General features: G+C 67.0%; 19 protein-coding genes. 11 read left to right on the plus strand and 8 right to left on the minus strand.

Annotated elements, in window-relative coordinates:
• Nucleotides 1–62: 62 nt before the first annotated feature.
• Nucleotides 63–746 (minus strand): CBS domain-containing protein, encoded by a 684-nt coding sequence (locus ABE960_RS04550; protein WP_349761053.1) that lies wholly within the window; start codon nt 744–746, stop codon nt 63–65.
• A 118-nt stretch (nt 747–864) separates the two neighbouring features.
• Entirely contained in the window at nt 865–1,641 is a 777-nt protein-coding gene (locus ABE960_RS04555; protein ID WP_349761054.1) for a DeoR/GlpR family DNA-binding transcription regulator, read from the minus strand.
• A 181-nt stretch (nt 1,642–1,822) separates the two neighbouring features.
• Here ABE960_RS04555 and ABE960_RS04560 point away from each other — a divergent pair, with 181 nt between their 5' ends.
• The 6 genes from ABE960_RS04560 (at nt 1,823) to cdd (ending at nt 7,780) form a co-directional block, all read left to right on the plus strand.
• Nucleotides 1,823–3,094, plus strand: a complete 1,272-nt coding sequence (locus ABE960_RS04560) for a NupC/NupG family nucleoside CNT transporter (protein WP_349761055.1) — start codon at nt 1,823–1,825, stop codon at nt 3,092–3,094.
• A gap of 70 nt (nt 3,095–3,164) precedes the next feature.
• Nucleotides 3,165–3,941 (plus strand): deoxyribose-phosphate aldolase, encoded by a 777-nt coding sequence (gene deoC / locus ABE960_RS04565; protein WP_349761056.1) that lies wholly within the window; start codon nt 3,165–3,167, stop codon nt 3,939–3,941.
• A complete protein-coding gene (gene deoA / locus ABE960_RS04570; RefSeq protein WP_349761057.1) occupies nt 3,941–5,296 on the plus strand; it encodes a thymidine phosphorylase in 1,356 nt (451 codons plus the stop codon). The genes deoC and deoA overlap by 1 nt, the downstream gene beginning before the upstream one ends.
• On the plus strand, nt 5,293–6,597 hold the full coding sequence (locus ABE960_RS04575; RefSeq protein ID WP_349761058.1) for a phosphopentomutase: 1,305 nt from the start codon (nt 5,293–5,295) through the stop codon (nt 6,595–6,597). The genes deoA and ABE960_RS04575 overlap by 4 nt, the downstream gene beginning before the upstream one ends.
• Complete coding sequence (deoD, locus tag ABE960_RS04580) at nt 6,597–7,331, plus strand: purine-nucleoside phosphorylase (RefSeq protein WP_349761059.1); 735 nt, start codon at nt 6,597–6,599, stop codon at nt 7,329–7,331. Before ABE960_RS04575 ends, deoD begins: the two co-directional genes overlap by 1 nt.
• Nucleotides 7,328–7,780: a cytidine deaminase gene (gene cdd, locus ABE960_RS04585; protein WP_349761060.1), complete on the plus strand. Its 453-nt coding sequence runs from the start codon at nt 7,328–7,330 to the stop codon at nt 7,778–7,780. Before deoD ends, cdd begins: the two co-directional genes overlap by 4 nt.
• 53 nt (nt 7,781–7,833) lie before the next feature.
• Here cdd and ABE960_RS04590 read toward each other — a convergent pair whose 3' ends face one another.
• Nucleotides 7,834–9,300, minus strand: a complete 1,467-nt coding sequence (locus ABE960_RS04590; protein WP_349761061.1) for a hypothetical protein — start codon at nt 9,298–9,300, stop codon at nt 7,834–7,836.
• Between the two features lie 6 nt (nt 9,301–9,306).
• Entirely contained in the window at nt 9,307–11,610 is a 2,304-nt protein-coding gene (locus tag ABE960_RS04595; RefSeq protein WP_349761062.1) for a mechanosensitive ion channel family protein, read from the minus strand.
• A gap of 117 nt (nt 11,611–11,727) precedes the next feature.
• On the opposite strand from ABE960_RS04595, the gene ABE960_RS04600 reads away from it, so the two are divergent.
• Nucleotides 11,728–12,723 (plus strand): amidoligase family protein, encoded by a 996-nt coding sequence (locus ABE960_RS04600; protein WP_349761063.1) that lies wholly within the window; start codon nt 11,728–11,730, stop codon nt 12,721–12,723.
• Entirely contained in the window at nt 12,720–13,406 is a 687-nt protein-coding gene (locus ABE960_RS04605) for a gamma-glutamyl-gamma-aminobutyrate hydrolase family protein (RefSeq protein WP_349761064.1), read from the plus strand. Before ABE960_RS04600 ends, ABE960_RS04605 begins: the two co-directional genes overlap by 4 nt.
• Here the strand turns inward: ABE960_RS04605 and amt are convergent.
• Both amt and ABE960_RS04615 read right to left on the minus strand, forming a co-directional pair.
• Nucleotides 13,403–16,753, minus strand: a complete 3,351-nt coding sequence (gene amt / locus ABE960_RS04610; protein WP_349761065.1) for an ammonium transporter — start codon at nt 16,751–16,753, stop codon at nt 13,403–13,405. The two genes, ABE960_RS04605 and amt, sit on opposite strands and share 4 nt — an antisense overlap.
• Before the next feature lie 485 nt (nt 16,754–17,238).
• On the minus strand, nt 17,239–17,670 hold the full coding sequence (locus tag ABE960_RS04615) for an OsmC family protein (RefSeq protein ID WP_349761066.1): 432 nt from the start codon (nt 17,668–17,670) through the stop codon (nt 17,239–17,241).
• 153 nt (nt 17,671–17,823) lie between these two features.
• On the opposite strand from ABE960_RS04615, the gene ABE960_RS04620 reads away from it, so the two are divergent.
• Nucleotides 17,824–18,723, plus strand: a complete 900-nt coding sequence (locus tag ABE960_RS04620; RefSeq protein WP_349761067.1) for an aldo/keto reductase — start codon at nt 17,824–17,826, stop codon at nt 18,721–18,723.
• Nucleotides 18,724–18,751: 28 nt separating this feature from the next.
• On the opposite strand, the gene ABE960_RS04625 is transcribed toward ABE960_RS04620, so the two are convergent.
• Together ABE960_RS04625 and ABE960_RS04630 are read right to left on the minus strand one after the other, a co-directional pair.
• On the minus strand, nt 18,752–19,303 hold the full coding sequence (locus tag ABE960_RS04625; RefSeq protein ID WP_349761068.1) for a DUF1415 domain-containing protein: 552 nt from the start codon (nt 19,301–19,303) through the stop codon (nt 18,752–18,754).
• Complete coding sequence (locus tag ABE960_RS04630) at nt 19,300–19,434, minus strand: hypothetical protein (protein WP_349761069.1); 135 nt, start codon at nt 19,432–19,434, stop codon at nt 19,300–19,302. Before ABE960_RS04630 ends, ABE960_RS04625 begins: the two co-directional genes overlap by 4 nt.
• Nucleotides 19,435–19,509: 75 nt before the next feature.
• On the opposite strand from ABE960_RS04630, the gene ABE960_RS04635 reads away from it, so the two are divergent.
• Together ABE960_RS04635 and ABE960_RS04640 are read left to right on the plus strand one after the other, a co-directional pair.
• Entirely contained in the window at nt 19,510–20,778 is a 1,269-nt protein-coding gene (locus tag ABE960_RS04635) for an exonuclease SbcCD subunit D (RefSeq protein WP_349761070.1), read from the plus strand.
• Nucleotides 20,775–24,089 carry an AAA family ATPase gene (locus ABE960_RS04640; RefSeq protein ID WP_349761071.1) on the plus strand — a complete coding sequence of 1,105 codons (3,315 nt, stop codon included), beginning with the start codon at nt 20,775–20,777 and terminating at the stop codon, nt 24,087–24,089. The genes ABE960_RS04635 and ABE960_RS04640 overlap by 4 nt, the downstream gene beginning before the upstream one ends.
• The last annotated feature ends 11 nt before the right edge of the window (nt 24,090–24,100 follow it).

Consider the following 24,100-nt stretch of genomic DNA (forward strand, 5'->3'; position numbering starts at 1 on the left):
GCCATTCGGCCGCCCCGCTGTCGTTCGTTGCACTCGAGATCGACGCCACCGGTTCGAGAAGCTCAGATCCCGGTTACGCCCCGGGGCAGGAAGCCCAGGTTATTCTCGATCTCCTTGACGCCGGCGACGTTCTCCGCGGCGACCTGCGCGGCCTGTTTCTGCTCCTTGTTTTCCACCAGGCCCCAGAGCTGCACCTTGCCATCGGCCACGATGACGTTGAGACGATCGGCCATCACACCGGTGTTCTCGTCCACCTCCTTGAGAATGGCATCGCGGATCTCCCGGTCATCGCCGCCACCGGCCTCAAGACGGCTCACCGAGAAGCCGCGCAGCAGGTTGGAGCGGCTGACGATGCCCACCAGTCTGCCGTCGCGCACCACCGGCACCCGCTTGATGCGGCGCTTCTCCAGCAGCGAGGCGATGCGATGAAGGGGCTCGTCCTCGCCGATGGTGAGGGGGTTCCCGGTCATGATCTCGCTAGCCTTGCGGCCGTGGGTCTTCACATAGTCAACAGGGTTGCCGCCACCGCTGAAGAGCTTCAGCCACCAGGACTTGCGCTGGCCGGAATCGTCCTCGATCCGGGCCATCAGGTCTCCCTCGCTGACGATGCCGAGGACCTTGCCATCGGGATCGACCACGGGTACGGCGCTGATGCCGTGTTCCAGCAGCAGGCTGGCGATCTCGCTGACGTCACTGTCAGGGGTAACGGTTATCACATTGGGGGTCATGACATCTGCGGCTTGCATGAGACGTGTTCTCCAGACGATAGGCAGTCGCGTTGTTCGCTGTCCTTCGCCTTTCAAGTTAGCAACCCATTCCGCGCCCTGCCTTGATACCGGACAGGTTTCAGACGTCATAAGGGCTTCAGCGGCCAGCATCGTGTCGGTCTTCCACTGCTCCCGGCATCCCGGTGTCAACGCCCTCTCCGCCACCCCCTCCGTTGGTGATGATCTCGTCGATCTCATCGAGCCCGGCGAAACGCACCGGGCGGATGGCGCCCAGCTTGCTCTCATCCACCACCAGCAGGCGCCGGGCCGCGGTGGCGATGGCCGCCTGCTTGGGGGCCACCTCGTGAAAGTGGAAGCAGGTCAGGCCCTTGCGTTCGTGCACACCCGCGGCGGAGAGGAAGGCCTTGTTGATGCCCAGGCGCCGGACGGCCACGCCCACCTCCTCGTCGGCGAAGGAACGCGACGAGCCATGATAGACCCCGCCCAGCAGGATCAGGCGCACCCCCGGGATGACGCTCACCGCATCGGCCACATTGAGGGCATAGGTCACCACGGTGAGGGACTGGTGATGCGGGAGACCGACGGCGAGCGGCATGAGGGTCGTGCCACAGTCGATGAACAGGGTGTCACCGGGCTCGATGCGGGCGGCCGCCACCTCGCATAGCCGGCGCTTGGCCTCGGCATGGCGATCCTGCTGGGCGGCCAGGTCGTAGACCGGTGCGTAGCGGGGGTCGTCGCCGCGCACCAGGTGGCCCCCCATCAGTTGCAGCCCGCTCTCGGAACCGGCCAGGTCCCGGCGGATGGTCATCGCCGAGACACCACACAGCTCCGCGGCATCATGCAGGCGCAGGCTCCCGCCGCGGGACAGGGCGTCACTCAGTCGGGCCAGGCGTAGGGCACTGCGTTCATTCATGTCCTGCGACTCTCCTGACGGATCGATTCCAGCGCCTCGGTTACGGCGCACGATGACCGATAAATGTTAAAAAAATAACACTGAATGTGATAGTTTTCACTTCGCGCCTTCGCTTCACATTCACGCTTCACATTCACCCGGATGCCTGCACCCCCAGGCCAGCCCCATCAGGTAGGTAACCATGACCCTCTTCATGAGCCTGGTCGGCATGGTGACGCTGATCGCCATCGCCCTCCTGTTCTCCCATGACCGCCGCGCCATTCGACTCCGCACCGTGCTGGGTGCCTTCGCCATCCAGGCCGGTATCGGCGCCTTCGTGCTCTATGTACCCGTCGGCCAGACGGTGCTGCAGACCATCTCCGACGGCGTCAGCCAGGTGGTCCTGTATGCCAACGACGGCATCGACTTCCTGTTCGGCGGCCTGGCCGACGCGGAGGCCGTCGGCTTCGTGTTTGCCATCAAGGTACTGCCGGTCATCATCTTCTTCTCCTCGCTGATCGCCGTGCTCTACTACCTGGGCATCATGCAGTGGGTGATCCGCCTGCTCGGCGGGGCCCTCCAGAAGGCACTGGGCACCTCGCGCACCGAGTCGCTATCGGCCACCGCCAACATCTTCGTCGGACAGACCGAGGCGCCGCTGGTGGTGAGGCCCTTCATCGCCCACATGACCCCGTCACAGCTCTTCGCGGTGATGTGCGGCGGCCTGGCCTCGGTGGCAGGCTCCGTGCTTGCCGGCTACGCCGCGCTGGGCATCCCCATGGAATATCTGGTGGCGGCCTCCTTCATGGCGGCACCCGGCGGGCTGCTGTTCGCCAAGCTGATCATGCCCGAGACCCAGGAACCCGAGGACAGCGTCGCGGAAGCGGAAGAGCGCCTCGATGAGGCGGAAGACCACCCGAGCAACGTGCTGGATGCCGCCGCCGCCGGGGCCACCTCGGGCCTCAAGCTCGCCGCCAACGTGGGCGCCATGCTGCTCGCCTTCATCGGCCTGATCGCCCTGATCAACGGCATGCTCGGCGGCATCGGCGGGTGGTTCGGCATGGAGTCGCTGAGCCTGGAAATGATCCTCGGCTGGCTCTTCTCGCCACTGGCCTTCCTGCTCGGCGTACCCTGGGAGGAGGCGACACTCGCCGGCTCCTTCATCGGCCAGAAGCTGGTGGTCAACGAGTTCGTGGCCTACATCAACCTGGCACCGTACCTCGATGGCGAACAGCTGGTGGCCTCCACCGGACAGATGATGACACCGCACACCATGGCGATCCTCTCCTTTGCCCTGTGCGGTTTCGCCAACCTCTCCTCCATCGCCATCCTGCTCGGGGGTCTGGGCAGCATCGCACCCAGCCGCCGCCACGAGATCGCGCGCTTCGGCCTCAAGGCGGTACTGGCCGGCACGCTCTCGAACCTGATGTCGGCCTCTCTCGCCGGCTTCTTCCTGGCCCTGGCCTCGTCATGACGCCGACGCCGACCTCCCGCTCGGCGGGAGGTCGGCCGCCTCGCCACACGCTTTCACCGGAGTCCACCCCATGACCGAACTGCAACAGGCCGCACGCCAGGCCCTGGCGCTGATGGACCTCACCAGCCTCAACGACGACGACACCGACGCCACCACAGAGGCCCTCTGCCAGCGGGCGAAGACACCCGCCGGTACACCGGCGGCCGTCTGCGTCTACCCGGACTTCGTGGTCACCGCACGACGCGCCTTGAAGGCCCATGGCCTCGAGGGCATCGTCAAGGTAGCAACGGTCACCAACTTCCCACAGGGCGGTGACGACATCATGGCCGCCGCCCGGGCGACCCGCAGCGCCGCGGCCGCAGGCGCCGACGAGGTTGACGTGGTCTTCCCATGGCGCGCCCTGCTGGCCGGCGACGAGGAGACCGGTCGCGAACTGGTCGCCGCCTGCCACCAGGCCGCCGGAGACGCCGTGCTAAAGGTCATCCTGGAAACCGGCGAGCTGAAGGACCCGGCGCTGATTCGCCGGGCCAGCGAACTGGCCCTCGAGGGCGGCGCCGACTTCCTCAAGACCTCCACCGGCAAGGTGGCGGTCAATGCGACCCTGGAAGCCGCCGAGATCATGTTGACCGTGATCCGTGCCAGCGGCCGCGACGCCGGCTTCAAGGCGGCGGGGGGCGTGCGCACCGTCGAGGACGCCCTGGCCTACCTGCAACTCGCCGAACGCCTGATGGGCGTGACATGGGTCACCCCGGCCCACTTCCGTTTCGGCGCCTCGGGGCTGCTCGACAACCTGCTCGAGACCCTTCAGGTCGACATCGGCGGCGCCGGGAAGACCGGAGGCTACTGATGCGTGAGCCTGCCCTCCCCTCTCCGTCGCTACCCCAGGAGCTGATCCGGGCGAAGCGCGACGGGCGAGCGCTCGGCCGCGAGGCGATCAATGAGCTGGTCGCCGGCATCAGTGACGGCAGCCTGTCCGATGCCCAGGTGGGGGCGCTCGCCATGGCCGTGTTCCTCAAGGGGATGGACGCCGACGAGACCGTGGCGCTGACAGAAGCCATACGCGACTCCGGCGAGGTGCTCGACTGGTCAGGCCTCGACCTCCCGGGGCCGGTGCTCGACAAGCATTCCACCGGCGGCGTCGGCGACCTGGTCTCGCTGGTGCTAGGGCCCTGGGTCGCCGCCTGCGGCGGCCATGTCCCGATGGTCTCCGGGCGGGGCCTCGGCCACACCGGCGGCACCCTGGACAAGCTGGAGGCGATCCCCGGCTATTCGGTGAGCCCAGATACCGCCACCTTTCGCCGCCTGGTCCGTGAGGTAGGCGTGGCGATCATCGGCCAGACCGCGGACCTGGCCCCGGCCGACCGTCGCCTCTATGCGGTGCGAGATGTCACCGCCACGGTGGAGTCGCTGCCGCTGATCGTCAGCTCGATACTGGGCAAGAAGCTCGCCTGCGGTCTCGATGCCCTGGTGATGGACGTCAAGACCGGCAATGGCGCCTTCATGCCCACGGCAGAGGCGTCCCGGGAACTGGCGGAAACGATCGCCGAGGTGGCGAGCCGCGCCGGCACCCCGACCACGGCCATGGTCACCGACATGAGCCAGCCCCTGGCCCCCTGCGCCGGCAATGCCCTCGAGGTGCACGAGGCGATCCACCTGCTGACCGGCGAGAAGGGCCACGGTCGGCTGCTCGAGGTGACCCGGGGCCTGGCCGCCGAGCTGCTGGTGGCCGGCAGGCTTGCCGGGACTCGCGATGCCGCCCTCGCACGCCTCGACGAGACGCTGGCCTCGGGGGCGGCCGCCGAGCGCTTCTCCCGCATGGTGGCGGGGCTTGGCGGCCCGGCCGACCTGCTCGAGCGCCCCGCCGACCACCTGCCGGAGGCTTCGGTCGTGCGCGCCGTGCATGCCGAACGCCCCGGGCGGGTGCAGGCCATGGACACACGCGAGCTGGGCCTGGCCGTGGTGGCCCTCGGCGGAGGGCGCCGTTCCCCGGGCACGGCTATCGACCCCGCCGTCGGGCTATCGCGGATCGCATCGCTTGACGAGACCGTCGACGGTGAGCGCCCCCTGGCGCTCGTGCATGCCGCGAGCGAGGCCGACGCCGACCGGGCCGAGCGCCGACTGCGCGCGGCCATTCGGGTGGGCGACGAGCCCGCCGCATTCTCACCACTGATTCACGACGTGATCCGTCGGGAGGTCCCATGAGCCGCGCCATCGTGCTGGTCCTCGACTCCTTCGGCATCGGGGCGACCCCGGACGCCGAGCGCTTCGGCGATGCCGGGGCCGATACCCTGGGTCACATCGCCGCCGCCTGCGCCCGCGGGGAGGCCGACATGCCAGCGGGCCCTGACGGCCCGGGCCGTCGGGGCCCGCTGGCGCTGCCGAACCTGGCCCGACTCGGGCTCTTCCATGCCCACCGCGAGAGCACCGGCGACTGGGCCGAGGGCGTCGAGGTGCCGGCCGAGGTGGTCGGCGCCTACGGCCATGCCCGGGAGCTCTCCTCCGGCAAGGACACCCCGTCCGGCCACTGGGAGATCGCCGGCGTGCCGGTGCGCTTCGACTGGGGCTATTTCCCGGAACGGGAGCAGAGCTTCCCCGACGCACTCCTCGACGCCCTGGTGCAGGAGGCCGGGCTGCCCGGCGTGATCGGCAACTGCCACGCTTCGGGCACCGAGATCATCGCGCGGCTCGGCGAGGCGCATGTCGAGAGCGGCAAGCCCATCGTCTACACCTCGGCGGATTCGGTGTTCCAGATCGCCGCCCACGAGGAGACCTTCGGCCTGGAGCGTCTCTACCAAGTCTGCGAGATCGCCAGGCGGCTGCTCGAGCCCTACAACATCGGTCGGGTGATCGCACGTCCCTTTGTTGGTGAGAAAGGGGTTGGTGAGAAAGGGGTTGGTGAGAAAGGGGCCGGAAAGAACGCGACGACCTTCGCCCGCACCGCCAATCGCCGCGACTACAGCGTCGAGCCGCCAGCCCCCACGGTGCTGCAACGGCTGCATGACGACGGCGGCACGGTGGTGGCCATCGGCAAGATCGCCGACATCTATGCCCACTGCGGCATCTCGCGCACGGTCAAGGCGAGCGGCCATGACGCCCTGATGGACGCCACGCTGTCGGCCATGATGGATGCCGGCGGTCGCCGCCTGATCATGACCAACTTCGTCGACTTCGACATGGTCCATGGCCACCGACGGGACGTGCCGGGCTATGCGGCCGCGCTGGAACACTTCGACGCCCGCCTGCCGGAAGTGCTCGCCAGACTTCGCGACGACGACCTGCTGATCCTCACCGCCGACCACGGCTGCGACCCCACCTGGGCCGGCACCGACCACACCCGCGAGCAGATCCCGGTGCTGGCCCTGGGAGGCAGGCTCTCCGCCGGCTCGCTGGGTGCGCGAACTACCTTCGCCGATATCGGCCAGAGCCTGGCGGTCCACCTCGGCCTGCCACCCATGGACGACGGCATGAGCTTCCTACGCCCCGCCGAGACAGGAGACCACTGATGGCAACGCCCCATATCAACGCCGAGCACGGCGACTTCGCCGATACCGTGCTGATGCCCGGCGACCCGCTGCGCGCCACCTACATCGCCGAGACCTTCCTCGACGAGGTCCGCCAGGTGAACACGGTGCGCAGCATGTCCGGCTACACCGGCCGCTACCGTGGCCGGCCGATCTCGGTGATGGGCCACGGCATGGGCATTCCGTCGGTGTCCATCTATGCCAAGGAGCTGATCACCGAGTATGGTGTCGAGCGGCTGATCCGCGTTGGCTCATGCGGTGCGGTGCGCGACGACGTGGGGGTGCGTGACGTGGTGATCGGCCTGGGCGCCTGCACCGACTCCGGCGTCAACCGGACGCGGTTCGCCGGCATGGACTTCGCTGCCACCGCCGATTTCGAGCTGACCCGCCATGCGGTGGACGCCGCCGCGGCTCTGGGCGTGCCGGTGAAGGTAGGCAACCTCTTCTCGGCTGACCTCTTCTACGATCCGCGCCAAGAGACGGCCGAGCTGCTCAAGCGTTACGGCATCGTCGGCGTGGAGATGGAAGCCGCCGGTCTCTATGGGGTGGCCGCGGAGTTCGGCGCCCGGGCCGCCACCATCTGCACGGTGTCGGACCACATCCTGAAGGGGGATTCCCTCTCCAGCAGCGACCGACAGAGCACCTTCGACGAGATGATGGTGATCGCCCTGGACAGCGTGCTGCGGGATGACGAGAGCCGGGAGATGAGTCGATGACACAGACCAACGACCACACCCCCGACCCGGCCCTCGACAAGGTCATCGTGGCGGAGTTGATCGCAGCCCGCGACAACGCCTATGCCCCCTACTCGCATCATCCGGTCGGCGCGATGGTGATCAGCGAGAGCGGCACCCGCTACAGCGGCGCCAACGTCGAGGTGGCCCATTACAAGGGGCTCTGCGCCGAGGCCTCGGCCATCGCCGCCATGGCCAGCGCCGGCGAGCGGGAACTGCGCGAGGTCTACGTGATCGGCCCGGGCGAGCACCTCTGCACGCCCTGCGGCGACTGCCGCCAGCGCATCCGCGAGTTCGCCACCGCCACGACGCGCATCCGCGTGGTCGACGCCCATGGCCAACTGCTGCGCGACTACGACATGGAGGCACTGCTGCCGGATTCCTTCGGTCCCGAGAACCTGGACCTCAACGACCGGACCCGCAAGACTTAGCCCGTAAGAATCAGCCCGCCCACCTCTCGACTGAGCCGAGCGGCAGGCCCGTCTCAGTCGGTCTCCTCCTCGTGCACCAGCTCCACATCGACGATCTTCGAGCGGCTCATGACGATCTTCCAACGCTGCAGCAACGGCGTCCCGTCTCCCTCCACCTCGCGGATCACCAGATTGATCAGGTGACGCTTCTCCACCGGCTCGCGCACCACCTGCCCCTTTTCCTCGAGCCGATAGACATGATGGTCCCCCTTGTCCATCAATCGCGCCAGCGGGGACAGATTCAGGGTCAGCGTCTCGCGGGTGCGGTCATAGCCACTGAGGAAGCGGGTCGGCGACATCCGCGAACTCGACCGATAGTGCAGCACTATCTCCTCGCGCTGGGCCATGTTGCGCTTGCGTACCCGGCGGATATCCTCGTCGAGGCCGGAATAACGCTGGTAGTCGAACCACTCCAGCTGTCGCCCCAACACGGCATTGCTGTGGGCATCCAGGTACTGGCGACGCCACTTCGGGCGCCCCCGCCGCAGCCAGCGCCACAGGGTGATGCGCAGATCGTCCTTGAATACCTCGCGCAGCGCATAGAGCACCGCCAGGCTCAGCACGAAGAGCGCAGTGATGTCCCCCAGCACCGCGCGGGCCTCCAGCAGCCCCAGCGTGACGAAGACCATCACCACCGCCGTGGCCAGTCCCTTGACCGCCTTCTCCTCACCTCCGCCCAGCTCCTGGTTGCGCTGCTTGAGGGTCACGGGATATTCGATCAGCCGACGCAGCAGGCGCATCTTGTTGGACATCCGAGTGGGATCCCGGGTTACCCGCTCGGAGTTGTAATGTCGAGCCCGGCGGTGCTCGTCCTCGTCATGGCAGACCCCCAGCAGTCGCGTGCGGATCTGCCGGTAGTCGTTGCCCCGCGGCAGATGGGCGATCAGCGCCAGCAGCTGCTGCTCAGTGAACCAGGACAGGTAGTTGTCGATATTGGCGTAATAGCGGTGCAGGCTCTCGTCGGTCGGCTCCTGACGGCGCAGGCGGCGCAGGATGCCTCGAGCCAGGTCGAGAGTCTCCTCGAGCTGGTCGCGCAGCCGGCCGGTCTCCTCCTTCGCGTCCTCCGGCTTGCCCGCCCCGGGGGCCTGCTCCGGTTTCTCGACCTTTTCAGTGCCCCGTTTCTCGGCCTTGCGCGCCAGCCGCGCCTGATCGAGCAGCGCCTGAGTTGAGCGCTCCAGGGCCACAACGTACTGGTAGGCATAGAGGCTCAGCCCCAGGCGGTACTGGTCGGTATCGAGCCGCTTGCCCGCCAGGCGGCTCATCACCAGTGGCAGGCGGTGGCGGTCGCTGTAATAGGTGCGCTTGACATGGATGGCGCCGTGATAGAACGCATCCTCCGACAGCACGTGGGCATTGAGGCCGATCTCGGACGGCACGAACAGATAGACATCCAGCCGGTGGGAGCTCTCTTCGCGCAGCACGCGGGAGACCTTGAGATGCAGGCTGTCCCGGCGTTCGACCGTGACCTGATGGGTCGCCACGGGCGGCTACCCGGGGTCCGGGGCGGCGCCCCGGGCGCTGGTGTCCCCACCCGGGTCGGCGGCTCCCGCCTCGCCGGGTCGGCGACCGCTGGCATCGCGGTCCTCGGCTCCCTCGCCGGTGCCGTCCAGGCGACCGCCGCCCTGCCCCTCCATGAAGACACTGAGCCGAGGCATGCCGAGGTCCATGGACTGGACTTCCATGCGCTGCTTGAGCAGCAGGTTGAAGGCGCGTGCCACATCCCACTGCATCTCCGGAGCGGTGCGAAAGCGCATCCGCAGGATGGCACAGCCGTCCTCGAAGCTGTCGATGCCCTGCATCTCCAGCGGTGACCAGATGTGATGTCGCATCATTGCATCCTGGCGCAGCTCCAGAGCCGTCTCCTGGATCAGCGTGGTCGCGTCATCGATCTTCATGTCGAAGGGGATGCGGATCCTCATCAGCGCGATACCGAACTGGCGAGACATGTTGTGGATGGACTCGATGCGGCTGAAGGTGATGATGTGCACGATGGCGTCCAGGTCGCGCAGCCGCACGGTGCGCAGGGTCAGCCCCTCGACGGTGCCTATGTGGCCGTTGATCTTGACGAAGTCGTCCACCGCCAGGGAATCCTCGATGAGGATGAAGATGCCGGTGATCAGGTCCTGCACCAGGGTCTGGGCGCCGAAACCGATGGCCAGGCCGATCACCCCGGCACCGGCCAGCAGCGGCGTGACGTTCACCCCGATGTTCGCCAGACCGACGATGGTGGCGATGATCACGATGGTGGCGAAGATGATGTTGCGGATCATCGGCGTGATCGTCTGGGCCCGGGCCAGGTTGACGCGCCGCCCCCGGGCACGGGCCGGGCTGGTCAGCGCGTGCTGGATGGCGGTATCGGCGAAGATCCAGATCAGCCAGGCCAGCAGCACGGTGAAGCCGATGGCCAGCAGAGCCTGCCCGATGCGAACGCTGGCCACCCCATGCTGGCCGATGCCGATCAGGGAGGCGCCCCATACCTGCAACGAGAGTTCGGCGAAGGCGATCCAGGCGAGCACATGGGACAGGGCGTAACCGAAGCGTTCCAGGCGGCGGCGATAGTCGCTCATCCGGCCGAGCTTGTCGCGGCGCTGCCCGTGGCGGCGGATCAGGCCGGTTATGACCAGGGTCAGCACCAGCAGCGACGCCGAGATGATCGAGCGGGCCAGCGCCGTGCCCACATCGCCGACGGTGACGAAGATGGCCAGCAGGGAGCCGCCCACCAGCAGCATGGCCGGCACGTGCCACAGCCCGCCGACCAACCGGACCACCTCGGAGGTGCTGCCTTTCACACGGCGCAGGGCATAGGGGCGATTGCGGATCAGGTGCTTGATGGGACGCTTGAAACGGATGATGAAGCGCCCGCTGATCATCGCCGCCAGCATGTTGGACAGCATCGACATGAGGCTCGCCAGATCGGTGCCGATGATGCCCGAGAGCCGCGCGGAGTTGAAGGCATCACCCAGCGCGATCAGGGCCCCGATGATGAACAGGGTGCGAAGGCCCTGCTGCTGCAGGATCTGCACGGCCGTGAAGCGGTGGCCGCTGGTGAAGAAAGAGATCACCGTCTCCACGACCACCGCCAAGGTGCGACCGCACAGTGCCACATAGGCGATCACCAGGGTGGCAGTACGCCCGCTGCTCAAAGGCACCAGCTGGGCGATGCCCAGCACCAGCAGGAAGGCCAGGGCCCAGGGCAGCATCCGGCGCAGGAAGTGCACCATAAGCAGCCAGCCCCAGGGCTCACGAGGCAGGTCCAGCGGCCATCCTCGACGCTTGGCCAACTGCCGCCCCAGGGCAATCAGGATCACCAGCAATCCCGCCCAGATCGCCAGCAGCACGGCGAATTCGATGACGAATTGCAGCATCTCGGCATTGCCGGTCCGGACCACCAGGTCGACCAGATCGCTCCAGCCCTGCTGCAGCTGGCGCTGCCACTCGTCCAACGGTGACTGGCCGGAATCGGCCTGCTCACCGATCTGTGCGATGGTCTCCGCCAGGGCACCGAGCAGCCCCTGTGGACGGGTGAACCCGGCCTCCTCGGCGGCCGGATCATGGACCTGCTGAAGCTGGCGAAGGGTCTCGAGCAGCGCCTGGCGCTGCTCGGCATTCTCGAGGGTGGAGATCACCTCGTCCAGCGATGCCTGGAAGGCCTCGGGGTCGTGAGGCACCGACTTCTCGCCACTGGGGGTCAGGCCGGCCAGTGGCAGCACGGTCTGGGCCGACGACACCGCCGGGAGCAGCAGCACCGACAGCAGCAGCCAGACCAGCAGGCCACGAAAGACAACGAACATCCGGTTCGCCACAGGCAACATTACCTCTCCCTAGTGCATCAATGCGGCGCGGGCCGCATCCGTGATTCTCGAGGCAGTATGTTAGGCTGCCGACAACATGCCCTACAGGATGCCGTCATGACGCCGCAACCGCCACCCGAACCCCGTAATGCCAAGGGCGAGACGCGCCATATCGGGGTCGAGATCGAGTTCGCCGGCCTGCCTCCCCGCAAGACAGCCGAACTGGTGCAGGAGCTGTTCGGCGGCCAGCTCGTGGTACTGAGCCCCCACCGCCTCAAGGTCACCGGGGCCCGCTGGGGAGACTTCGGCATCGAGCTGGACACCCAGTACGCCCATCCCGACAAGGATATGGTGGATGCTGAGGCCGCCATCGACAGCGAGTGGGAGCGCATGCGTCAGGACTTCCACGCCCGGACCCGAGAGCTGATCGGCGACATGGTGACGGGCCTGGTGCCCACCGAGATCGTCTGCCCCCCGGTGCCCTGGGACGAACTGGAGGAACTCGATGCCCTCTTCGAGGCCCTGCGCCGCCACGGGGCCAAAGGCACCGACGCCAGCCTGCTCTATGGCTTCGGCCTGCATCTCAACCCCGAGGCCCCGAGCCTTGAGGTCGAGAGCCTGCTGGCCTATCTGCGCGCCTACCTGCTGAATGCCGCCTGGCTGCGCGAGCAGATCCATGTGGACATCACCCGGGAGGTGCTGCCCCACGCCAACCCCTTCCCCAGGGCCTATGCCATCAAGGTGCTGGACCCGGGCTATGCCCCGGACCTGGAGACCCTGATCGGCGACTATCTGGAAGACAATCCGACACGCAATCGCGAGCTGGACATGCTGCCGCTGTTCGCCCACCTCAAGCCCGACTTTCCCCATGAGCTCTTCCATAACCGCCTGGTCAAGGCTCGGCCGACCTTCCATTACCGACTGCCCAATGCCCAGCTCTCCGAGCCTGGCTGGGGTGCCGTGACGGAGTGGAATCGCTGGCTCGAGGTCGAGCGACTGGCCTCCACCCCGGAGACCCTGGCCGAACGCAGCGCCCAGTACCTCGCCCGCCACCGGCCCTCGGCACCTCGCCGGCTGCTGAGCCGCCTGCGCCGCTGGGTGTCTGACCGATGAGCCGCAAGCCACGCCCGCTGATCGGCATCACCACGTCCGATGCCAAGAGCCGGATCGCCTGGTGGTTCGACTGGTTCGCCGTCTGGCGCCATGGCGGCCGGCCTCGTCGACTGTCGCCCTCGCGCGCCTTCCCCGAGCATCTGGATGGCCTGATCATCGGTGGCGGCGACGACATCCAGGCCCACCTCTACGACGACGAGGTACGCCTGGACGTGCGCGTGGATCCCCAGCGCGACGAACTGGAACTGGAACTGCTGGAGTATTTCATCCCGCTGGGCAAGCCGGTGCTGGGGATATGCCGGGGGGCCCAGCTGATCAACATCTACCAGGGCGGCACCCTGGATCCGGACATCTACACCACCCATGAAGGGCTCAAGCGCCGACGCACCGTGTTGCCACGCAAGACCGTGGACATCGTCGCCGACAGCCAGCTCTATAGCATCCTCAAGGTCACCTGGTGTCGCATCAACAGCCTGCATCACCAGGCCGTTCAGAAGACGGGGAAAGGCATCGAGATCGTCGCCCGGGATCGCGACGGCCTGGTGCAGGGAATCGAGTCCCGCGATCACGACTTCCTGATCGGCGTGCAGTGGCACCCCGAGTGGTTGATCTTCAACCGCCCCCAGCAGCGCCTGATTCGTGCCCTGGTGGATGCCGCCCGCCAAGGCACCTCATCGCCCTAGCGGGGCATCAACTTCACCTCGCCCAGCGCCTCAAGAGGGAAGGGTCGGTCGAATAGGTAACCCTGGGCGTAATCCACCCCCAACCGCTCGAGTTGGCTCATGATCGCCTCGCTCTCGACGAATTCGGCGATGGTCTCCAGGCCCAGGGTGTGGCCAACGGTATTGATCGACTCGACCATCACCCGGTCGATGGGATCGCTGTCGATGTCGCGTATGAAGCACCCATCGATCTTGAGAAAATCCACCGGCAACTGCTTGAGATAGCCGAACGACGACAGCCCCGCGCCGAAGTCGTCGAGCGCAAACTTGCAGCCCAGCCCCTTCAGCCGTTTGATAAGCTCGGTGGCCCGCGAAAGTTGGGCGATAGCCGTACTCTCGGTGATCTCGAAGCACAGCGTACCCGCCGGTAGCGCCGCCGTGGCGACTCGCTCGACCAATTCCTCGCAGAAGCGCTCATCGGACAGCGACGCCCCGGACAGATTGACGGCCCAGAAACCACGGTCTTCATGGCTGTGGTGGCTGTCGGACAACCACGCCAGCACATTGCTGACCACCCAACGATCAATCCGCGGCATCAGATTGTAGCGCTCGGCAGCAGGCATGAAGGTGCCAGGAGTGATCAGCCGATCGCCTTCCTGAATGCGCACCAGTATCTCGTGATGACACAACTCGCCCGGGCGGCCAACAGCGACGATCGACTGGGCGAACAAGCGCAGCCGATCCTCGTCAAGCGCCGCCTGCAGCCGCGGCACCCATTGCAGCTCGCCATGACGCTCCATCAGCAAGCTGTCGTCCGCCTGATAGACATGAATACGATTGCGCCCCGCCTCCTTGGCCGCATAGCACGCGGCATCGGCGGCACTCAGCACATCGCTAAGTGTAAATGCGTCCGAGATGCCGACCAGGCCGATGCTCACACCGATCGAGAAGGTCCTGCCCTCCCAGGCGAAGCGGAAGTCATCGATCGCCTCGCGCAGGCTTTCGGCAAGCGCCTGAGCCTTTTCCAGCGGGCAATCGTAGTAGACGATGCCAAACTCGTCGCCACCCAGCCGGGCGACCATATCCGACGTTCGCAGATGCCCGCGCAGCAGTGTGCCGACCTGACGCAGCAATTCGTCGCCGGCCATATGTCCGCAGGTATCATTGACCACCTTGAACTGATCAAGATCGAGATAGCAAAGTACGTGCTGGCCGTCTTCGCGTTCGACCAGTTCACTCAACGCCGACTCGAAACAGCGTCGGTTGGCCATCCCGGTGAGCGCATCGTGATTGGCTTGATGATTGAGTTCGCGCGATAGATCGCGGGTCACCGAGACGTCGTGGGAGACCAGTACGGCACCGATGATGTAGCCATTGCGGGCGCGGATGGGGGCCGCAGAGTCCTGCACCGGGCAGGGATCGCCATTTCGCACCAGCAGCATGTGCGAGACCGATGCGGCGACAGCCTTGCTGCCGCTGAGAACACTGCGCGCCGGGTTGGCGACCGCCTCGCCGGTCAGCTCGTCGACCAATTGGTACACCTTGCCGATCGGCTGGCCGAGGGCCTCCTGGTGGTCCCAGCCGGTCAGGCGCTGGGCTTCGTGATTGATGAAGGTGATCAGCCCCCCTTCGTCGGTGGTAATCACCCCATCACCTATCGAGGCCAGCGTGACCTGGGCAAGGTCGCGCTCACGATGCAGCTCCTCCTGGAAGCTCCGACGCTCGGTGACGTCGCGCACCAGTGCCGCGAACTCGGATTCCGAGTCTGCCGCCCCCTCGCTGAACTGCAACTCCAGGTAACGAGCTCCCCGCACGGGGTCGTTGACGCTGAGCTCACGCCACTCGCCAGGTTTCGGCGGCTTACCATCAATCAGCTGTTCGAGCGGTTGGCCAACGATGTCATCGGAACTGACCCCGAATAGCTTCTCCGCACCAAGATTCAGGCTGGTCAGGGTACCGTCGGCGCGCCATGTCACCAGCCCGTCACGCAGGTTGTGCACCAGTACCTGGGTTCGCGCCATCGCTTTTTCCAGCGCCTCCAAGACGCGATTGTAGCTGGCCGCAATCTCGCCCACGTCGGTGAACGGGTCGGCGGCGACGCGACCTTGCACGTTGCCGTTGCGTTCATGTCGGCGCATCGCTCCCAGCAGCTCGAAGAGCTCGTTGCGAGCACCGTGCTCGGCGACGTTAAGCCCCATTTCTTCCGCCTCGAGCGATACCCGCAACGCCATCAGCCGTCCGGTCAGCGTCAGCAGCAGCCAGGCCATGCCGCCGCCCCACAGAGCGCAGGCGGCGATTCCCAGGAGCTGCGCCTCGACCTGCTGCCAGCGTGACAGGCCGGTACCCAGCAACTCGAGATCGCCCAGCAGGCCGACCGCCAGAGTGCCCCAGATTCCAGCCACCAGATGGGCAGGAATTGCCCCCACGGCGTCGTCGATACGCCAGCGCAGCAGTAACTCGCTGCTGATGACCATCAATACACCGCCGACGGAACCGATCAACAGCGACTGCCCGGCTGTCAGCGCATCAGCGCCAGCGGTGATCGACACCAAACCGGCGATGGCACCGTTCATGACGTAGGCCACCTCGGCATAGCCGCGCAACCGCCACCCTGCCAGCATGCCCGACAGCACACCGCCCACTCCGCCCATCAAGGTATTCACCAGAACACCGGGAACCCGCGAGTCTAGCGTCAGGGTGCTACCGCCATTGAAGCCGAACCAACCGAGAAACAGCAGCAAAACACCGAGCATCGCCAGCGGTAGATTGTTGGCAGGGACCGGCTTGAACGGCTGGCCATAGACGAAGCGCCCCTGGCGCGGCCCGATCCGCAACACGGCGAACAGCGCCACCCAACCGCCCAGGCTGTGAACCACCGTCGAACCGGCGAAGTCAACAAAGCCACGCGCTTCGAGCCAGCCGGGGTTCTCGCCAAACGCGCTGGCCCAGGCCCAATGGCCGAACACTGGGTAAACGAGTACGCCGACCAATAACGTGATCAGCAAGTAGGTAAGAAACGGCATGCGCTCTGCCACCGCACCGGAGACGATGGTGGTGGCGGTGGCGCAGAACATCGCCTGGAACAGGAAGAAACAGGCAAGCCAGGCATCTTCCCCGACCGCCAGCCGCGGCAGGAACTGCGAACCGCCGACCAGCCCGGCGATGCTGTCGCCAAACATCAGGCCGAAGCCAAGCAGCCAGAAGGCGGCCACGGTCACGGTAAAATCGGCAAGGTTCTTCATCGCCACGTTGATGGCGTTCTTGCCGCGAGTGACACCCGACTCGAGACACAGGAAGCCTGCCTGCATGATAAAGACCAGCAGCGCCCCCCAGAGCACCCACAGCATATCCAGTAGCGATACATCCATATGCATGCACTCCCCATGCTCGGTGATGCACTTTCATAGCCAGAATTCGGCCAAAGGGCTAGCCACTCCGCCAGAAAACGACAAGAGCGGCGAGCATTGAAACACCGAAATAGTGCGCCGGTGCCTTGTCAGGATGAGAAACGCGTGTGCAGGGGCAAACTCGAGCATCTGTTATCCGCCTTGGCCGCGCTGCGGCGCCAATGACGGATTTCTCGCATGCTTATATCAAGCAAAAACCGTGCCAACTGCGCGCATGCCAGGGGACTATACCATTATGGAAACCTGTCTGTAACAGGACTCCCTCCCCGAGCAGGTGATGATCTTCAACGCCCAAAGGACGACGGCCATCCCGGTGAACCGGGATGGCCGTCTTGCGACCAGGGTCCAGCGACTGCTCATTCGTCGCTAGCTCCGCTGGCTATCACTGGTTGTTTCACTTGGCTTTCTGTGCCTGGCGTTCTGCACCTGATCCCGTGCAGCGGGCATCAACCTTCCAGCTTCGCCGAAAGGCTGATCTCGGCGTTGAACAGCTTGGAGACGGGGCAACCCTCCTTGGCCTTGTTGGCGGCATCCTGGAAGGCCGCATCATCGGCACCCGGGATCGTCGCCACGGTATCGAGGTGGATCGAGGTGATGGCGAACCCGCCGTCGACCTGTTCCAGGGCAACCTTCGCCTCGGTGGCGATGCGGTCGGCCGTCAGGCCCGCCTCACCAAGGATCATCGACAGGGCCATGGAGTAGCAGCTGGCGTGGGCGGCACCGATCAGTTCCTCGGGATTGGAACCCACTTCGTCCTCGAAGCGCTTGGCAAAGCTGTAGGGAGCATCCTGGACCACGCCGCTCTGGGTGGACACCGTTCCCTTTCCGTCCTTGAGACCGCCCTGCCAGACGGCGCTACCGGATTTCTTGATGCTCATGTCAACTCCTTATCGTTGTCTGGGTGAACTATAATATCCACACCATACACCATGGAGCGGTTGCCCTTGTGGCACAAGGTGGATTGCATCTAAGAAGGACAGCGAACAGAATGAATGAAAATTATTTCTAGAAAACAGAACGAGAGATATGCCATGCCGACGCCAGCCACCGTGCGACTTCCCGCAAATGACCGGGAAGCCGCCCAGGACCTGCCCTCCATCGGCCAGGGAACCTGGTACATGGGTGAGGGGCTGGCGCCGCGTGGTGATGAAGTGCGCGCCCTGCAGCATGGCCTGGACCTCGGCCTGTCGCTGATCGATACCGCGGAGATGTACGGCGACGGCGGCGCCGAGGAGGTGGTGGGCGAGGCACTGGTGGGTCGACGCGACCGCGCCTTCCTCGTCTCCAAGATCTACCCCTGGAACGCCGGGCGAAAAAGCGCCATCGCCGCCTGCGAGGCGAGCCTCAAACGCCTTCGCACCGACCACCTTGATCTCTACCTCCTGCACTGGCCCGGTAGCATCCCTCAGGAAGAGACCCTGGAGGCCTTCGAGCGGCTGCGCGAAGCGGGCAAGATCCGCCGCTTCGGGGTCTCCAACTTCGATGTGGACGAGATGGCTACGCTGCATGCCCTGCCCGGGGGCTCTGCCTGCGCGGTCAACCAGGTGCTCTATCACCTGGGCTCGCGGGGCATCGAGCATTCGCTGCTGCCCTGGCAGCGCGAGCATGGCATCCCCACCATGGCCTACTGCCCCCTGGCCCAGGCCGGCGGCCTGCGCCACGACCTGCTCGGCCACCCCGAGGTGCAGCAGATCGCCGCGGACCTGAGCATCACGCCCCCCCAGCTGATGCTGGCCTGGGCGATCCGACCCGTGAAGGGCCGGGACGGAGTCGCCACTCGTGACGTGATCGCCATCCCCAAGGCCACCGGCCTCGAGCACGTTGAGCAGAACGCCGCCGCCCTTGAGGTCCAGCTGGATGAAGAGAGCCTCGCCCGGCTCGACGCCGCCTTCCCGGCACCTAGCCGCAAGCCGCACCTGGATATCGTCTAGGCGGAGCCCTTGTCCAGGAGCCCTTCGTCTAGGCGGAGCCCTTTAGTTCGGCGAGTTCATGGGCCAGGGTGGCGTGACCCAGCTCGCGCATCGCGTCGATGTTGCGCGCGGGGATGCCCTCAGGGTCCGGGTGGTGGGACAAGGCCCGCTCCAGCCCCGCTTCTCGCAGCAGATGCCACATCGGCCAGGGCGAACGGTTGGTGAAATTGGCGGGATCCTCCGGCTCGGCGTCCGCGAAGACGTAGTCTGGATGGAAGCTCGCCAGCTGGAAGGTACCCTCGTAGCCCTGATCCGCCAGCAGTGCCTCGGCGATCTCAAGCAGATCCAGGTAGTCATCGAACGCCTCGAGCCCCTCGGTGAGCACCAGCAGGGTGGTCTCCACCTCGGGCGTCGCCTCCAGATGGCGACACTCGTCGAACAGCGAAAGCAATGCCGCCTCGCGGTCGCTGGCCGACACCGCCACGTAGCGGACGCTGCCGCGGGACACCTCACGGCCGGCAAAGGGACAGACGTCGCGGGCGACCACGAAGGTCTCCACCCAGGCACGGGCGGCGGCGAGGGGATCGGGGGATACAGTCATGGACGCCTCGGGCAGGGAACGTAGCGAAAGAAAGGAGCGGCAGTATAGCTCACCCGCCCGGCCAGGCGCTTCTGCAGGGAGATGGCATCCATCGGGGCGAGGTCCCAGTCGTGCAGGGGGGAAATGGGCATCGAGGCTCCCTGATTCGTCGGCGTCGCTCGGGTTAGACTAGGGTTTTTGCCGAGTGACGGACCACCGGGGACCTAATGCTGACACTGATCCATACCGCCGACTGGCACCTGGGCCAGAGCTTTCATGGCCAGGAGCGCCACGCCGAGCACCGCGCCTTCCTCGCCTGGCTGCTCGACATTCTGGTGGAGCGCCAGGCCGACGCCCTGCTGGTGGCCGGCGACCTCTTCGACGTGGTCAATCCCTCGCTGCAGGCCCAGACGCTGCTCTATGACTTCATCGTCTCTGCCCACGAGCGGCTACCCAGCCTCGATATCGTGCTGATCGCCGGCAACCACGACAGCGGCAACCGCATCGAACTGCCGGCGCCGTTGATGCGCCGGCTGCGCACCCACGCCCTGGGCCGAGTCCGCTGGCTGGACGACGGCGAACTCGACGCCGAGCGCCTGCTGGTGCCGCTCACCGACCAGGATGGCGAGACCCGCGCCTGGTGCCTGGCGCTGCCCTTCCTGCGCCCCGCCGAGGTCACCGGAAACGCCATCGCCATCGAGGATGATGAGGAGGCCAACGACTATGTCACCGGCATCAGCCGCGTCCATGAGCAGCTGGTCGCCGCGGCTCGCCGCCGACGCGAGCCCGGCCAGGCTCTGGTGGCCATGAGTCACGCCCACCTGCATGGCGCGGCCGTTTCCGAGGCCAGCGAGCGGCCCATCGTGATCGGCGGCGAGGAATCGATCTCCGCCGCCCTCTTCCCGCCGGAGATCGCCTACGTGGCGCTCGGCCACCTTCATCGCGCCCAGCAGGTCGGCGAGGCGCGCATCCGCTACAGCGGCAGCCCCCTGCCGCTGGACTTCAGCGAGGTCGACTACGCCCACCAGGTGGTGGAGGTCGCGATCGATGGCGAAACGCTGGCGAATACGGAGGCCATCCCCGTGCCTCGCCCCGTGGCCATGCAGCGCACCGGCCCCGCTCCCCTCGATGAGGTGCTGGCCAGGCTCGAGGCGCTGGACGACGATCCCGCCCTACCTCGGGAACGCTGGCCCTGGCTGGAGGTGCGCGTCGAACTCGACGCCCCGGTTCCCGACCTGCGCGCCCGGGTGGAGGCGGCGCTGGCCGGCAAGGCGTTGCGCCTGCTGCGACTGGAACGGCGCCTGCCTCGGGTCGAGGACGAGGAGGCCGCGGCGCGGGTCGACCTGGAGACCCTGGGGCCGCGCAAGCTCTTCGAGCGCACCTGGGAGGGCCGCTGGGGCCAGCCACCGGGCGACGATGTGCTCGCCGACTTCGACCGGCTGCGCCAGGACGTGCTGGATGACGAGGATACCCATGCCGGGGAAGCCCACCCATGAAGATCCTCGCCCTACGCCTGGAGAACCTCGCCTCCCTGCCCGGTCCGCTCGAGCTCGACTTCACCGAGGCACCGCTGCGCGATGCCGGGCTCTTCGCCATCACCGGCCCCACCGGGGCCGGCAAGAGCACCCTGCTCGATGCCCTGTGCCTGGCACTCTACGGCAGCACCCCGCGGCTGCGTCAGGCGCCCAACCGCGACAGCCAGATCGACGACACCGCGGACTCGTCACTGACCACCAATGACCCGCGCACCCTGCTGCGCCGCGGCACCGCCGCCGGCTTCGCCGAGGTGGACTTCCTGGGCCGTGACGGGCGGCGCTACCGCGCCCGCTGGTCGGTGCGCCGCGCCAGGGAGAAGGTCGGTGGCAAGCTGCAGAAGGCCGAACAGTCGCTTCGTGACCTCGACGACGACCGCCTGCTCACCACCCAGAAGCGCGAGTTCGACCGCCTGCTGCCGGAACGCCTCGGACTCACCTTCGACCAGTTCACCCGCGCCGTGCTGCTGGCCCAGAGCGAGTTTTCCGCCTTCCTCCAGGCCGACGACAACGAACGAAGCGACCTGCTCGAGCGCCTCACCGGCACCGCCGAGTACTCCTGGATATCCATGGCCGCTTACCGCCGCGCCAGCGAGGCGAAGAAGGTCGTGGACGCCCTGGAGGCGAAGCTCTCCGACGACCTGCCCGCCGAACCCGAGGCCCGCCTCGAGCTGGAACGGGACGCCGAGGCCACCCAGCAAGCACTCACTCACCTGCAGGCCCAGGCAGAGTCGCTCAACGCCCAGCAGCGCTGGCACGATGACGATGCCCGCCTGAACGCCGCCTATCGCCAGGGCCTGACGCAGCAACAGGCGGCCGAGGATGAGTGGCAAGCGCTCGGTCACCTGAGGACGGACCGTGAGTGGCGCCGGCTGATTACCCCGCGGCGCCACGCCCTCACCCGCCAGGCCGAACTGCCCGGCGAGATAGCGACCCTGGAGGAGACCCACGCCGAGACCATGAAGGCACGGGAGGCCGCCAGCGCCGAGCAGCAGGCGGCCGATACCGCCAGGGACCAGGCCGAGCAGGCGCTGAGCGCCACCGGTGATGCACGCCGACAGGCCGAGCCCGCCCTGCGCGAGGCCCGCGACGAGACCCAGCGCCTCGCCACCCTGGAGAAGCAGCTCGTCGACCTGAAGGCCACCCGCACCCGGCAGCAGACCCAGACCGACGCCCTCGCCCGCGAGCGACACGAGGCCAGTGAGGCCCAACAAGCCCGAGAAAGGCAACGCGACGACTGGAAGTCGACCCTCGAGCGGTTGGTTGGCGCTCACTCACGCCTCGAGGACGCTCGCCAGGCCGCCCAGCGAGACCACGACCAGGCTGCCCATCGCCACCTGGCCCTGAACGAGCTGGCAAGCCACTGGCAGGAACTCGGCCGCGCCGAACAGGCCCGGCACCGACTGGCCCGCCAGGTCACCGACGACCAGGCCGGCCGGGATAGGCTGCTTGCCGAGGGGCAGACCGCACGCCAGCGCCTGGACAGGGCCCAGGCCCACCTCGATAGCGTCTCCGCGCTGATCGAGCGCAGCCGCGCCGTGCGCAGCGAGAGCGTGGAGCGGCTGCGTGAGGCCCTCCGGGAAGGCGAGCCCTGCCCGGTATGCGGCGGCCTCGACCACCCCTGGCGCCAGCAGCCCCCCACCACTCCCGAGGCCGCCCAGCTCGCCGCCCAGGAGGAGGAAGAAAGGCACCAGCTCGGCGAGGCCCAGCAGGGTCGTGACGCGGCCCTGCAGCAGCGCGATGAACTGCTGGGCGAGTATCGCGCCGTGGAGGCTGCCCTCACCCGTCACCGGCAGGACCTGGAAGAGGCCGAGCGGCAACGGGATAACGCCCGCGAGGCCCTGGAGGTGCACCCCCTGCAGGAAGAGCTCGCCGCCATTACTGCCCCGGAAAAGGAAAGCTGGCTTCAGACCCAGCGAACCTCCAGCGACACGGCGCGTCGGGAACAGCGGCAACGCCTGGATGAACTGGCCCGGGCCGAGGCCGAGCTGGCCCCGCTGGAGCAGGCGTTGCAGGAAGGCCGCGTGTCGCTGGCTCGCCTCGAGGCACGCCACGACGAGATCACCCGGGAGATCCGCGACCTCGACGAACGCCTTCCGCCCCTGCGAGACAACCGAGAAGAGCTCGCCCGCCGGGTGGCCGCCCTGCTCGGCGAGTACGCCTCACCGGACGCCTGGCAGCAGCAGCTCGACACGCGCCAGGAGAGCGCCCGCCAGGCGCGAGACAGCGCCCTGGCGCGGCTCCACGATGCCCAGCGAGAGCACCAGAGGCTCGCCCAGAAAGCGGAGCATGAGGCCGCCCGGCTCGAACAGCGGAACAAGGAGCAGAAGACCCTGGCCGGCGAGCTGGCCGAATGGCGCCGGGCGCACCCCGAGCTGAGTGATGCCATCCTGACGCGGCTACTGGAGCAGCCTGAGGACAACGCCCGAAAAGAGGAGCAACGGATCGAGTCAGCAGACCAGGCTCGCCAGCGCGGCGCCGCCACCCTGGTCGAACGGCGCGACGCCCTGCTGCGCCACCGCCGCGACCAGGGAATCTCCGACGTGACGGGCGAGGGGAAGAGCGACGAGGCGTTGCTGGGTGATGCCGTGGCCGACGAGCTGCGCCGGCGTGGGGAGACCCTGGTTGATGCCCGGGCCGAGCTGACCCCCCGCCTGGACGAGGCCCAGAGAGCCCGCGACAGCGCCGCCTTCGCCCTGAGCGATGACGACCGCAGGCGCGAGCGCCGCAAGACCGGACAGGCAGAGCTGGATGCCGCCCAGACCGAGTTCCGCCGCTGGGGCCAGATCAGTGAGCTGATCGGCTCCGCCGATGGCAAGGCCTTCCGGCGCATCGCCCAGGCCTACAATCTGGAGCAGTTGCTGGAGCACGCCAACGCCCACCTCACCGGCCTCAGCCGCCGCTACCGACTGGTGCGCGGCGGCAGCGAGCTGGGACTGCTGGTGGTGGATAACGACATGGGGGACGAGCGCCGCTCGGTGCACTCCCTCTCCGGCGGCGAGACATTCCTGGTCTCCCTGGCCCTCGCCTTGGGGCTCGCCTCCATGGCGTCCGGCGAGCTCACCATCGAGTCACTGTTCATCGACGAGGGCTTCGGCAGCCTCGACCCGCAGTCCCTGGCGCTGGCCATGGAGGCACTGGACGGCCTGCAGGCGCTGGGCCGCCGGGTGGGGGTGATCTCCCACGTGCAGGAGATGCACGAGCGCATCCCGGTGCAGATCCAGGTGGAGCCGCTGGGCAACGGCACCAGCCGAGCGAGGCTGGTGAGCCAGTAACGCCGGAGAAA

Source organism: Halomonas aquatica (assembly GCF_040196335.1).
Lineage (GTDB): Bacteria > Pseudomonadota > Gammaproteobacteria > Pseudomonadales > Halomonadaceae > Halomonas > Halomonas aquatica.